At 64.6% G+C, this 12,924-nt stretch carries 14 protein-coding genes; 5 read left to right on the forward strand and 9 right to left on the reverse strand.

Translation table 11 applies throughout. The features are described from left to right. Window positions 1–51 precede the first annotated feature (51 nt). The 4 genes from KQH53_07160 to modC all read left to right on the forward strand — a co-directional run bounded on the left by KQH53_07160 (window position 52) and on the right by modC (window position 2,680). The gene (locus KQH53_07160) at window positions 52–432 is read left to right on the forward strand and encodes a LysR family transcriptional regulator (GenBank protein MCB2226442.1); all 381 of its coding nucleotides are present in this window, start codon (window positions 52–54) and stop codon (window positions 430–432) included. Window positions 433–558: 126 nt separating this feature from the next. After that, entirely contained in the window at window positions 559–1,338 is a 780-nt protein-coding gene (modA, locus tag KQH53_07165; protein ID MCB2226443.1) for a molybdate ABC transporter substrate-binding protein, read from the forward strand. After that, window positions 1,326–2,030, forward strand: a complete 705-nt coding sequence (modB, locus tag KQH53_07170) for a molybdate ABC transporter permease subunit (GenBank protein ID MCB2226444.1) — start codon at window positions 1,326–1,328, stop codon at window positions 2,028–2,030. The genes modA and modB overlap by 13 nt, the downstream gene beginning before the upstream one ends. 2 nt (window positions 2,031–2,032) lie before the next feature. Then, window positions 2,033–2,680, forward strand: coding sequence for a molybdenum ABC transporter ATP-binding protein (modC, locus tag KQH53_07175; GenBank protein MCB2226445.1), 648 nt, complete (start codon window positions 2,033–2,035; stop codon window positions 2,678–2,680). On the opposite strand, the gene KQH53_07180 is transcribed toward modC, so the two are convergent. Beyond that, a complete protein-coding gene (locus KQH53_07180; GenBank protein MCB2226446.1) occupies window positions 2,677–3,393 on the reverse strand; it encodes a PEP-CTERM sorting domain-containing protein in 717 nt (238 codons plus the stop codon). The two genes, modC and KQH53_07180, sit on opposite strands and share 4 nt — an antisense overlap. Before the next feature lie 275 nt (window positions 3,394–3,668). Here KQH53_07180 and KQH53_07185 point away from each other — a divergent pair, with 275 nt between their 5' ends. Further along, window positions 3,669–4,034, forward strand: a complete 366-nt coding sequence (locus KQH53_07185) for a hypothetical protein (protein MCB2226447.1) — start codon at window positions 3,669–3,671, stop codon at window positions 4,032–4,034. A gap of 15 nt (window positions 4,035–4,049) precedes the next feature. On the opposite strand, the gene KQH53_07190 is transcribed toward KQH53_07185, so the two are convergent. The 8 genes from KQH53_07190 to KQH53_07225 all read right to left on the reverse strand — a co-directional run bounded on the left by KQH53_07190 (window position 4,050) and on the right by KQH53_07225 (window position 12,600). After that, a complete protein-coding gene (locus KQH53_07190; GenBank protein ID MCB2226448.1) occupies window positions 4,050–4,472 on the reverse strand; it encodes a hypothetical protein in 423 nt (140 codons plus the stop codon). 64 nt (window positions 4,473–4,536) lie between these two features. Continuing rightward, complete coding sequence (gene trpS, locus KQH53_07195; protein MCB2226449.1) at window positions 4,537–5,502, reverse strand: tryptophan--tRNA ligase; 966 nt, start codon at window positions 5,500–5,502, stop codon at window positions 4,537–4,539. Between the two features lie 346 nt (window positions 5,503–5,848). Beyond that, on the reverse strand, window positions 5,849–6,874 hold the full coding sequence (locus KQH53_07200) for a hypothetical protein (protein MCB2226450.1): 1,026 nt from the start codon (window positions 6,872–6,874) through the stop codon (window positions 5,849–5,851). Window positions 6,875–6,886: 12 nt separating this feature from the next. Next, window positions 6,887–7,090: a hypothetical protein gene (locus KQH53_07205; protein MCB2226451.1), complete on the reverse strand. Its 204-nt coding sequence runs from the start codon at window positions 7,088–7,090 to the stop codon at window positions 6,887–6,889. Window positions 7,091–7,106: 16 nt separating this feature from the next. Further along, window positions 7,107–8,222, reverse strand: a complete 1,116-nt coding sequence (locus KQH53_07210; GenBank protein MCB2226452.1) for an FAD-dependent oxidoreductase — start codon at window positions 8,220–8,222, stop codon at window positions 7,107–7,109. A gap of 99 nt (window positions 8,223–8,321) precedes the next feature. After that, entirely contained in the window at window positions 8,322–10,526 is a 2,205-nt protein-coding gene (locus KQH53_07215; protein MCB2226453.1) for a CopD family protein, read from the reverse strand. Between the two features lie 64 nt (window positions 10,527–10,590). Next, window positions 10,591–12,000, reverse strand: coding sequence for a cytochrome c3 family protein (locus KQH53_07220; GenBank protein ID MCB2226454.1), 1,410 nt, complete (start codon window positions 11,998–12,000; stop codon window positions 10,591–10,593). A gap of 48 nt (window positions 12,001–12,048) precedes the next feature. Next, window positions 12,049–12,600: a NapC/NirT family cytochrome c gene (locus tag KQH53_07225; GenBank protein MCB2226455.1), complete on the reverse strand. Its 552-nt coding sequence runs from the start codon at window positions 12,598–12,600 to the stop codon at window positions 12,049–12,051. Window positions 12,601–12,924: the final 324 nt, after the last annotated feature.

Genomic DNA, 12,924 nt, shown 5'->3' on the forward strand with positions numbered 1-12,924 from the left:
CAACCGAGTTGGTATCAAGGGTAGGAATACTACCTCAACGGAAAGGGGCCCATGCCCAAGACCAAGCGCAAGCAGGAAAACAACGCCATGGCCGTGGGCCAGGCCAAGCAGGGCCAGCAGCTCAAGGGCCGCCTGTGGCTGGAGCGCGACGGGCAGACCTACCTCTCCTGGGGCCGGGTGGTGCTCCTGGAGCGCATCAAGGACAAGGGCTCGGTCTCCGCGGCAGCCAAGTCCATGGGCATGAGCTTTTCCCACGCCTGGCAACTGGTGGAGAGCATGAACACCCTGGCGCCCGAGCCCTTGGTGGACAAGCAGGCCGGAGGCAAGGGCGGCGGCGGGGCCTGGCTGACCCCGGCCGGCGAAAAGGCCGTGGCCGAGTTCTGGAGCCTGGTCGGCGGCTTCCAGGAGTGGATCGAGGCCCAGAAGCACTAGGGCCAGGCAGGCCTTTTTTATTTGGCTTGCGTTATTCTGCAAAGGGTATAACGTTATTTTTAAAATACAGTCGAGGCTGCCTGCGCCTCGCTAAATCAGCAACCCTTTGAGTAAAGGGAACAAGTCATGCGCCGTTGCTTGGCAATCCTGTTGGGCCTCAGTCTGCTCCTGGCCGGGGCCGCGCCGGTTTTGGCCGCGCCCCAGCCGCTGCTCATTTTCGCCGCCGCCTCCACCACCAACGCGGTGAACCAGATCAACCAGGCCTTTACCAAGGCCACGGGCATCAAGGTGACCGCTTCCTTTGCCTCTTCGGGCACCCTGGCCAAGCAGATCGCCAACGGCGCCCCGGCCGACGTGTTCCTCTCGGCCAACGTGAAGTGGATGGACTATCTGGACAAAGGCGGCAGCCTGGCCCCGGGCACCCGCTCCGACCTTTTGCGCAACCGCCTGGTGCTCATCGCGCCCGCCAAGTCGCCGGTGCAAAGCGTGGCCGTCAAGCCGGCCACCGACCCGCTCAAGCTGCTGGGCAAGGGCGGCTTTTTGGCCATGGGCGATCCGCGTCACGTGCCCGCCGGGGCTTACGCCAAGCAGGCCATGATCACTCTGGGCTGGTGGCCCAAGCTGGACAAGCACCTGGCCCTCACCGCCAACGTGCGCGCCGCCCTGATGCTGGTGGAGCGGGGCGAGGCGGCCCTGGGCGCGGTGTATGCCACCGACGCCAAGATCAGCCAGCAGGTGAACGTGGTGGGCGTGTTCCCGGCCGACACCCACAAGCCCATCGTCTACCCCGTGGCCCTGGTCAAGGAACGGGACAGCCAGGCGGCCAAGCGCTATCTGGAGTTCCTGCGCGGTCCCCAGGCCAAGGAGGCCTTCGCGGCCTTTGGATTCGAGGCATACAAGAAGTAGCTGATTTGCTGACCCCATTCGAGACAGAGGCCCTCAGGCTCAGCCTGAAGGTGGCGGGCTGGGCCGTGGCGGGCAGCCTGCCGGTGGGCATTCTCCTGGCCTGGCTTTTGGCCCGGGGCCATTTTCCGGGCAAGTCGCTCTTGGACGGCCTGGTGCATCTGCCCCTGGTGCTGCCCCCGGTGGTCACCGGCTACATGCTCCTGTTGCTCCTGGGCCGCAAAGGCGCGGTGGGGGCCTGGCTGCACGACACCCTGGGCATTTCCCTGGCCTTCAACTGGAAGGGGGCGGCCCTGGCCGCGGCGGTGATGTCCCTGCCGCTGCTGGTGCGGGCGGTGCGCCTGTCCGTGGAGAGCCTAGACCAGGGCCTGGAGCAGGCGGCGCGTACCCTGGGGGCCGGGCCGGTGCGCACCTTCTTCAAAGTCTCGCTGCCCCTGGTGTTGCCCGGCGTGCTCACCGGCGCGCTGTTGGCCTTTGCCCGCAGCCTGGGCGAATTCGGGGCCACCATCACCTTTGTCTCCAACATCCCCGGCCAGACCCAGACCCTGCCCCTGGCCCTGTACTCCCTGGTGCAGATGCCCGGCGGCGAGCAGGGGGCGCTGCGCCTGTGCATCATCGCGGTGCTGGTTTCCCTGGCCGCGCTGTTGGTCTCGGAGTTCATCAACCGGCGCTGGGCCGCCCGGCTGAAGGGCTGACCATGCTTAGCTTCAACGCCCGCAAAAAGCTGGGGTCGTTCGACCTGGAGGCCTCTTTCACGGCCAAGCCGCGTTCCATCACCGCCTTGTACGGCCCCTCAGGCGCGGGCAAGACCTCCATGGTCAACATTCTGGCGGGCTTATTGAAGCCCGACGCGGGCCGGGTGGTGCTGGGCGAGCGGGTGCTCTTCGACTCCCAGGCCAAGGTGAACCTGCGGCCCGAGCGACGGCGGGTGGGCTGCGTGTTCCAGGACGGCCGTTTGTTCCCCCACCTAAGCGTGCGCTCCAACCTGCTTTTCGGGCACAAGCTGGTGCCGCCGGAGCGCCGCCGTTTGGAGCTGAACGAGGTGGTGGGGCTGATGGGCATCGGGCACTTGCTGGAGCGCAGGCCCGCCACCCTGTCCGGCGGCGAGAAGCAGCGGGTGGGGGTGGGGCGGGCCCTCTTGACCAGCCCGGAGCTGCTCTTGATGGACGAGCCCCTGGCTTCTCTGGATCAAGAGCGCAAGAACGAGGTGCTGCCCTTCCTGGCCCGCCTTCCGCGCGAGCTGGACATACCCATCGTTTATGTCAGCCATTCAATCGAGGAAATAGAATTCCTGGACGCCAAGCTGATCGCGGTGCGTGGCGGCCGGGCCGAGGCGGCCGGCTAGGCCCGTTTGGCGCGTCGGGAGCGGCGGCGCAGGCCCCAGAACAGGCCGCCCGCCGAGGCGGTGAGCAGGAGGGTGCCCGGCTCCGGGGCGGCCCCCGAGGGCAGGGTGGAGCCGCTGAAGCCCTGGAAGCTGATGAGCCCGCCCGTGCCGGTGGTGCCGCCGCTGGTTATGCGAATGGAGGTCAACTCCAGGCCCACCTGGGCCGAACCGTAGCCCTGGGTCCTGCTGATAAAGCTATCGCCCACCCCGGTGGACCAGGTTACGCCGTCCAGAGAGTAGGCCCAGCGCTCGTCACTGCCCAGGTGGGTGTAATCCAGGGAGTCCAGGCGCACCGGCTGGCCGAAGGCCAACTCCAGGTAGCCTTTGTTCTTGTCCATGGCCCCGTAGCCGGTGCCGGTGTTGACCACGAACCCCAGCCCATCGCTGTTGGGGTCGTAACTGCCCAGGCCCCGCGAGTCCACGTAGACCAGGGAGGATTCCTGACCCTGGTAATAGGCGGTGAGGCTCCACTGCAAACCGCCCAAGTTGCCGTTGAGGCTGGTGGGGCCGGAGTAGCGGGCCTGGTTGCCGCTGGTGGATACCACGTTCCAGGACGAGGTTATGGCCGAGGCCAAATCAGCCACGCTGAATTGGAAGGAGTCGGCTCGGGCCGCGCCGGCGGCCGGCAGGCTCAACACCATGGCCAACAGGGCTATGTGTAAGGCTAAGCGCATGTCTTTTCTTGGAAATCCTCTCACATCCCGATTGTGGTCCGCGAGGCCGTCCGTGTCAAGCACGGGCGGGATTTATTTGCCCAAGGCGGGGTCGCGCGGGGCCGATTGACCGGGGAAGCCGCGGGCGGCTATATTGCCAGCAACCACCAATAAATTTGAGGGATTTCTATTCAGCGGGAAACCGATTTAGGCATCAGCGATACAGGCTCTGGTCCGCCTCCCAAGTCCATAGGGGACGCAACTGCCCGCCATACTTGCAAAAGAGGAGTGAGTCCATGAAAAAAGCCATCGCTTGGGGAATATTATTATCCTGGTTGCTACTAATGGCCCCAAGCGTGTCCCAGGCCATGTGTGCCTACAATGACGCCAAGCACCGGGTGACCGCCTCCTTCATCTGCGGCTGGGGCTGCATCAACACCTGGTCCATGGGCGTGGGTGAGCACGATTGCCGTCCCAGCAAGGGCGGGACTCTCAAAGTCACCTACATCGACACAGAGCACTTTCCTTTCATGGAATGCGATGTCTACAACATCGATGCTCACGGGTACGTGAAAATTTATGAAGATAAATTAATCAACTACTCCTCTAACGGCAGCGTCAAAGAAGTTGTCCAATGTGTGGATGGGTCTGCGCACAAATAGTGAGGCGTGGCAGGCTCAGCGCTTTCCTTCCGAGTAGGCGCCCACCAGCTCGCTCCTGAGATTCCCCACCTTCACCAGGGCCTGCTCCACGGCCATGGTTTCGGCATGGGTCATGGCCCGCCGCAGATGGGGGCACACGTAGTGCAAGCAGGCATAGGGACGCGCGTTCCAAGGCAGGGCGCAGCCGCCAACTTCCAGGAAAGGGCAGCCCCGCATCCGGGCGCTGGGGTAGGGTAGGCCCTCGGGCGCCAGAGCGGCCATGAGGATCAGGTCGCTGGTGTCGATGAGGCCCCGCCGGCTGATGCGCACGCAGCAGGGGCGGGAGCACTTGGGGCACAGGGAGGGGCAGTGGCGCGCGAAGACCTCGCGGGGCAGCTTCAGCCGGGCGTCGATGCGCGCGACCAGGGCCCGGGCCGGGGCCTGCGTGGGCGCGGCCAACTCCTCGGCCAGGCTCTGCAGCCGCTGCTTCCAGCGGCGGGGGCTGAAGGGAAACTTACTCAGACTAATAGCTCAAACCCACCCGCGAGCGCACCAGGTCCAGGGTCTTGACCGCCTCGGCCCGGGTTTTGTCCGCGCCCTTGGCCATGATCTCGCGCACATAGTCCAGGTTGTTCGCCAGCTCGGCCCGCTTGTCGCGGTAAGGCGCGAAGTACTCCCACATGCGGGCGAAGAGCTCCTTCTTGACCGTGCCGTAGCCCAGGCCGCCGGCCCGGTAGCGCGCCGTCAAGTCGGCCTTTTCCTCGGGCGTGAGGAACAGGCTGATCAGGGCGAATACGTTGCACTTGTCCGGGTCCTTGGGGTCTTCCACCGGGGTGGAGTCGGTGACGATCTTCATCACCTTTTTCTTGAGGTACTTCTCCGGCGCGAAGATTTCCAGGGTGTTGCCGTAGCTCTTGGACATCTTCTGCCCGTCGATGCCGGGGATGACCGCGGTGTCGTCCTCGATCCAGGGCTCGGGCACGGTGAAGGTCTCGCCATAGGCGTTGTTGAACTTGATGGCGATGTCGCGGGTGATCTCCAGGTGCTGCTTCTGGTCCTTGCCCACGGGCACCGCGTCGGCCTGGTAGAGCAGAATGTCGGCGGCCATGAGGACCGGATAGGAGAACAGGCCGTTGTGGGGCTGGAAGCCCTTGGCGATCTTGTCCTTGTAGGAGTGGGCCCGCTCTAAGAGCCCCACCGGGGTGTGGTTGTTCAGGATCCAGGTGAGCTCGGTCACCTCGGGCACATCGCCCTGCACCCAGAAGAAGGCCTTGTCCGGGTCCAGGCCCAGGGCCAAGAAATCCAGGCACGCGTTCATGGTGTCGGTGGCCAGGCGCTGGCCGTCGTAGACCGTGGTCAGGGCGTGCAGGTTGACCACGAAGCAGAACAGGGTGTGGTCGCGCTGGAACTGGATCATGCGCTGCATCATGGCGAAGTAGTTGGCGATGTGAAGGGTGCCCGAGGGCTGAATCCCCGAAAGAACGCGCATTTGCCTGGTCCTCCTGGTGCGGATTACGAATCAAACAAGCAATATACCCAAGGGGGGAGGGGGCGTCAATCAAAGCGGAGGCAAGGAGGTTTTAAGAGCGGTTAATGAAAGAACGGTTGGCTTTTTTAGAATAGGCTTTGAAACTTTTTATAGTCACCCGCTTTGAGCAGAGATTGCTTCGCTGCGCTCGCAATGACAGGGGTTGTCATTGCGAGGAGCGGCCTTGCCGCGACGCGGCAATCTCTGCCTGCAAAAGGGGGCTCCGACTGACAGCCACCTTTGGTGGCGCCAGGCGGCACCCCACTATTTCATTACCTGCTTTTTGCGCTGCTTGATCCGCGCCCGATTACTCCAACCCCAGCTCCCCCCGCAGCCGCTCGCTCAACTTCTTGATCAACTCAAACGCCTTCTCCACGGTCGCCCCGCCGTCTGGGTTGACCAGGCAGCAGGTGGCCGGGGACAGCAGCCCCTGCGCCAGGATCAGCTCGCGGTCCAGGCCGCGCCGCTCCAAAAAGCTCCACAGATCCAGCAGCATGTTGTAGAGGCTGTCCAGGCTCTCGGCCGAGAAGGGCTCGATGTTGGTGGGGGTGATGCCCCAGACCAAGGTTCCGCCGCGCTCCAGGAACTTCTTGATGGCCCCCGCGTAGGAGGTGAACACCTCGCCGTTGGAGTACACGTCCAGGGACAGCACGTCGATATCCAGCTTTAGCAGGAAGTCCCAGTCCACGTTGCCGCAAAGATGCACCCCCCGGGGCCGCTCGATGGCTTCGAAAAAGGCCGCCATGTCCGTGGCCGCCTGCACGTCGCTGTAGCCCGACAGGCCGCTGAAAATGAACTGGAGGCCCGGCTCGTCGATGAACATGAAGGCGTTGGGGTTCACCTCTTTGAGCCGCGCCAGCTGGGTGTTCACCCGGTGAGCCATGAACTCCAGCATGAAAGGCCGCACCGTGTCGTCAAAGAGTATGGGCCGGTCGTCCTGGTCCTTCACGTTGAGCCCGAAGCTGATGGGCCCCTCCAGCTGCCCCCGGATGGCGGGACGCTCGGCCAGGTCCAGCTCCAGAAAGCGGTGATACACCGCCGAATAGGGCCCGGTGATGTCGAAGTACTCCGGCTGGTCCATGTGGGCCATGGTCTCTTCGAACTCGGCCAGGAACTTGTCCATGGAAAAGGCGAGCGTCTGCTTGTCCATGTCCAGGACGATGCCCGGGAAGTGCTCCGAGGCCTGCACGTACATGTCCTCGTAATAGCTGACGTGCGGCAGCTGGGGCCAGAAGGGCACGTCCAGGCTCAGGGCCAGCTCCAGGGCGCGGTCCACGTCCTTGTGAGGCATGACCGCCATGGCCGTGGTCAACAGGTTGCCGGGTATGGGCATGGGGAGGCCTTTCTAGGTCTTGGGGGTGGCCGGCTTTTCCGCCGCCTCTTGCAGATACTGGCTCTTGATGGCGGTGATGTATTGCCAGTGGGTCTTGCGGGGCCGGGTCATGCGTTGCTCCAGGCAGCACTCCGCGCACCAGGTGCGGCCCTGGTGGCCATACTCCTCGCCAGGGGCGATCGCCTGTCCGCAACCCGCGCATCTGAGAAGCTTCATCGCTTCGTCTCCCGTCTTAGGTGTCCCACTCCGGCTTGAACTTGTTCATGAAGCTGCGGTCCAGATAGTCCTTAAAGGCGAAGGCCAGCTTGCCCTGCACGATGAAGCCCCACTTGTGCAGGATGCCCATCCCGCCGCCCAGGTTGTAGATGAGCAGATAGGCCCCTTGGGGCTCAAAGTCCTGGAGCTCGCCGCCGGTCAGGCGCGCCTTGAGGTTATGGAGCAGCACCGGGTTCTGGCGCACCGCGAACACCCCCACCTTGTCCAGGGGGCGGGGCTCGAAGTAGATGCAGTCGCCCCCGCCGAAGATGTCGGGGTAGTCCGAGCATTGCAGATACCGGTTGACCATGAGCCCGCCGTCCGGCCCCACGGGCAGGCCCGAGGGCCCGAACAGGGGGCGGGGCTTTACTCCGGTGACCAAAAACACCATGTCGTGCTCAAAGGCGCGGCCGTCGTCCAGCTCCACCCGGGCCGAGCCCACGTGCTTGGCGTAGCTGCCCTCGATGATCTCTATGCCGCGTTGGGCAAACACCTCGCGGGCGCGGGAGGCCACGCCCGAGGGCGCCCGCTTGAGGAACTTGCTCCCCGCGTAGATGCGCACCGCCGCGCCTTTGCCGCCGTTCCTGCGGGCCACGGCCCAGGCGTTGCCCCCAATCTCCAGCGAGGCCGGGCCCCCGCCCACCACCCCGATGTCCACCATCCGGTCGCGGGCTAGCTCCTCGATGCGCCAGCGCGCCTCCAACAGATTTTCGATGGGCTTGACCCTATAGACCCTGGCCTCGCGCTCCACGGTCTCGTCGGGGATCGAGCTGCCCGTGTTGCAGGAGAGCACGTCGTAGGGCACCGCGCCGTTGTTCTGGGTCAGCACCTTTTTGGCCAGGGGGTCGATGCCGATCACCTTGTCTTGCAGGAACACCCCGCCCGCCCGCTCCACCATGGCCTGCACCGGGAAGCTGATGTCCTCTGGCTGGTAGGTGCCGCCCAACATGCCCGGGCCCAAGCCCGAGTAATAGTGGCGAGCTCCCGGCCCGATCACCGTTACCTTCACCCCCTGGCCGACGATCTCGGCCAGGCTCTGCAACACCATCATGTGGGCGTGGCCCGCTCCGGCTAGCACCAGGCGCTGAGACATGCGGCCTCCGTGATTTTGGCTGATTCGCGCTTGTCCATGCCTAGATTGTACGCGAGGCGGGCTATGGGGCACAAAAGGTTGGGCCGCATTTCGGCGCGCTCAGCGCACCGGCCCCTTGAGCGCGGCGGGCGGGGTGCGGCTGCCCGTTGCTCCCGGGAAGTAGGGAGCCACGAAGGCCTTGCGCTTTTCCGCGAGCAGTCGGTCGGCCGCCTCATGGAACTTCACGTAGCGCTTTTTGCACTCGTAGAAGCCGTGCCACCAGGCATAGTCCGGGGCCATCATGGCCGTGCCCATGCGGGCCCGGCGGCCCTCGTGGTGCCACAGCTCGTAGAACTCGACCCACAGGGGGCTCCGGAATAAGGCGTCCCGGGCCATGAGGCCCTGGGCGTAGAGCTGGTCCAGCTTGGCCTTGCTGGGCGCGTAGTAGACCTGGTTGTAGTCCTTGATCACTCCGTCCATCTGCTCGTAATGGCTGAGCACCCATTGCTCGCCGTGGCATTGCAGGCACACGGCCTGCATTTGGGCACGGGCCTTTTGCCAGGCCACCGGCGAGGGCCAGGGCTTGAATTCGGAGGGCCGGATGGTCAGGGGCGTTTGCAGCTCCCAGGAGAGGCGCTCGCCCACGTCGTGGGTGGTGAGCACGCTGCCCGAGCCGCTCATGTGGCAGGCGGCGCAGGTGGGCGCGCGGTAGTCCACCCCCGGCGTCCAGGCGCCGGGCGCGGCGTCGAAGTTCCAGGTGGTTCCGGCCGAGCGGTAGATGGCCCCGTGCTTGGACTCGGCGTAGATCTCCTTTTGGGGATGATCCGGGCCCAGGTGGCACTGGCCGCAGGTCTCGGGCTGGCGCGCCTCGGCCAGGGAGAAGCGGTGCCGGGTGTGACAGGCCGCGCAGGAGCCCCAGGAGCCGTCCAGGTTGAGGCGTCCCACCCCCACGTTGGGCCAGGTCAGAGGGTCCAGCTTGCCGTCCGCGCCCAGCTTGAGCACCGTGCCGTGGCAGTGGAAGCAGCCCGTGGCCCGCTCCAGGCCGGAGTTGAGGCCGTAATTGAGCCAGGGATCGATGGCCCAGATGATCTTCAGGGTCGCGGCGTGTTTGCTCCTCGCGTACTGCTTGGCTTCGTCCGGGTGGCAGCGGGAGCAGTCCTTGGGCGTGACCACCGGGCTGACCGGCGCGCGGAAGCGGCCCTGGGCCCAAGGGCCGTCGCCTTTGGCGTAGACTTTGTAGTGGGCCTGGTCCACGTCCGGGTCGCTGGCCTCGGCCTGGTGGCAGTGCAAACAGCTCACCTTGGCCGAGGCGTGGCGCGAGCGCACCCAGTCGGCGTAGATGCCCGGGGTGGCTTTCTTGTGGCACTCGATGCAGGCCTTGGCCGCGTCGGGCCTAAAGGGCTGAGCCGCGTTGGCCAGGGGCGGGCCCCAGTTCCACCAGGCCAGACACAGGAGCACGCCCACCATGGCCCCCAGGACCACGTAGGAGAGCACCACCAGCAGCCGGGCGGTGGGTCCCAGCTCGGGGCCTGCCTTGGCCTCGGCCGGGGCCACGGGCCCCAGCTTGGGCAGGCGCTCCAACACCTCGGGGCCGTGGGGCGCGGCGGCCAGGGCCTCGGTGAGGTCCTCTCCCGCTTGGTGGCGGCGCATGTGCTCGCCGCCGGGCCACAGCTTGCTGTTTGATACGTCGTAGGCCTGGCCGTCGTATATCAGGTGGGTGGGCCATTCGGGGTGGCTAGCGCCGGGGGAGGGGGCCTGGGCCGCCTGGTCCGCGTCCTGCTTGAGATGGCGGTGGATATAGGTGTTCACCAGCACCGCGATGAACAGCATCACCAGGAACAAGCCCACCTTGATCAGCAGCACGATGCCGAAGGTGGTGTTGACCAGCGAGGCCCAGGTGGGCACCCGGAGCCAGGTGAGCGCCGCGCCGGTTATGGCCAGGGTGATCATCCCGGCCAGGCCCAGGATGCGCTCGCCCTTGGGCACCCCCTTGCTCAGGGAGCGGGGGCCGATGAACAGGTGGATGTAGAAGATGGCCCCGAACCAGATCACCGCGGCCAGGATATGCAAAAAGCCCGCGCCCAGGGACAGGGCCTCGCGCCACAGGGCGGGCTTGAGCGCCGGGTCCAGGCTGTAGCCCCGGGCCCGGAAGGCGTAGCCCTGAGGGGTGAGGGTGGAGCCGCCGTCCGGGTTCTCGTGGCAAAAGGCGCAGGACTGGCCGGTCTGGGCCGAGAAATAGGGGGTGGCTCCGGCCGGCAAGGCGGCCAGAATCAGCAGCAACACTGCGCCGCCCAAGGCAGCCAGCAAGAGGCGGGTAGGTCTCATGGCTCCAAAATACAACCCCCGCCCTGCGCTGGGCAAGGCGGGGGGACGGTTATATGGTGATCGGCTACTTCTTGTTTCCGAAGATCTGGGGCGGCTTCTTGGTGCTGCCCGTGGCGCCGGGGAAGTAGGGCGCCACATAGGCCTTCTTGTGGGTGGCGATGAGGTGGTCGGCCTCCTCATGGAACTTCACGTAGCGCTTCTTGCACTCGTAGAAGCCGTGCCACCAGGCGTAGTCCGGGGCCATCATGGCCGTGCCCATGCGCGCCCGGCGGCCTTCGTGATGCCACAGCTCATAGAACTCGTTCCACAAGGGGCTCTTGAAGAAGGCGTCCTTGGGCATGAGGTCCTTGGCGTAGAGCTCGTCCAGCTTCTTCTTGGTGGGTTTGAAGTACACCTCGTTGTAGTCGCGCACCACGCCGTCCAACTGGGCGTAGTGGCTGAGCACCCACTGCTCGCTGTGGCACTGCAAGCAGACGGCCTGCATCTTCTTGCGCTCCTGTTGCCAGGAGCTCTTGGCCGGCCAGGGCTTGAAGTCCTGGGGCCGGATGGTCAAGGGGGCTTGCAGCTCCCAGGAGAGGCGCTCGGTAACGTCGTGGGTGGTGAGCACGCTGCCCGAGCCGCTCATGTGGCAAGCGGCGCAGGTGGGGGTGCGGTAGTCCACTCCGGGGGTCCAGGTGCCGGGGGCTGCGTTGAAGTTCCAGGTGGTCCCGGCCGAGCGGTAGATGGCCCCGTGCTTGGACTCGTCCCAGATCTCGATCTGGGGGTGGTCCGGGCCCAGGTGGCACTGGCCGCAGGTGTCGGGCTTGCGCGCCTCGCTCACCGCGAAGCGGTGCCGGGTGTGGCAGGCCGCGCAGGAGCCCTTGGAGCCGTCCAGGTTGAGCCGCCCCACGCCCACGTTGGGCCAGGTAAGCGGGTCCAGCTTGCCGTCCTTGTCCACCTTTAGCACCGTGCCGTGACAGTGGAAGCAGCCGCTGGTGCGCTCCAGGTCACTGTTGAGCCCGTAGTTGAGCCAGGGGTCGATGGTCCAGATGATTTGCAAGGTGTTGGCGTGCTTGCTCACCGAGTACTGCTTGGCTTCGTCCGGGTGGCAGCGGGAGCAGTCCTTGGGCGTAACCACCCCGGCCACCGGCGCCCGGTACTGGCTGGTGGCCCACTTGTTGTCGCCCTTCTCGTAGACCTTGTAGTGGGTCTGGCTGATGTCCGCCTCGCCCTCCTTGGCCAAATGGCAGTCGGCGCAGCTTATGTTGGCGCTGGCGTGGCGGCTGTTGGCCCAGTCGTCGAAGATACCCGGCGAGACCAGCTTGTGGCACTCGATACAGGCCCGGGCCTGAGGGGACATGCCCCGCACGATGCGGAACTCTTTTACCTTGGGTTGGTTGGGGGCGGCCTGTTCCGCAGCCAGGCCCGCGCCGGGCATCAGGCACCAGGCCGCGAGCAGCAAGGCCATGCCCGCCAGGGTGATCGCCTTTTTCATCTCCCTCCATCCCTTCCGTTGGTGTTTCCGGTCCGAATCTCTCAAAGGTCAGCTGCCGTAGTTGTAGAGCGCCTTGGGCTTGTGCACCAGGGGCTTGTGACAGTCCAGGCAGCGTTTTTCATAACCAGGGCGCGGGTAGAGCACGCTGCGGTGGGCCAGCATGGCTCCGCGCTGTTTGGGCAGGTAGAGGATGTTGCCGTGGCACTTGAGGCAACGGTCGTTGTTGATGTCCGCCCAGGCCTTTTCGCGGGCTTTCTGGCGGTCGTACTTGCCGCCCAGGAAGTGGGCCACCACGTCCTTGATGCCGTGGAAGGTCTTGGCGTAGAAGAAATCGAAGGTCTCGTGGGGAGCGGGCAGATGGCAGTCCATGCACACCGCGCGGAAGCCCTTGTCGTTCACCGCGTGGCTGGAGGTGCGCCAGTCGTTGTACGCGGGCATGATCTCGTGACAGGATGAGCAGAACTCCGGGGTGGAGGTCCGGTACATGCTGTAATAACTGACACTAAAAACCGGGAAGGCCAGGACCAGGCCCAGCACCACGAAAAAAACTGGTTTGAACCAGCGGGCGCGCCAAATTTTGCCTAGCGGAGAATCAGCCATCCCTTACCCCTCGTCAGGTTGGCGCCGCGCTTTAGCGCCGGCGCATGGCTTGATTCCTCTTATTATGAGAGCGCGCGCAATTAAAAGGCAATAGTCAACAAATTAAAATATTTACAAAAAATGTTCACGGCTATTGTGGAAATCTCAAAAGGGGAGGCGCAAATCACTATGAAATTAAAAGGGTTAAAATGCCTAATTTAATGCGGTGATATGTGGCTATAATTTATAAAACAATCATTACTAAGTGTAAATTAATTTCCTCCTCGCAGCGGAGTGTAAATATGGATTTAACACCTCTGTCGGGGCCCGGTGTTAGCATGAATG

The sequence above is a fragment of the Desulfarculaceae bacterium genome (assembly GCA_020444545.1).
GTDB lineage: Bacteria > Desulfobacterota > Desulfarculia > Desulfarculales > Desulfarculaceae > Desulfoferula.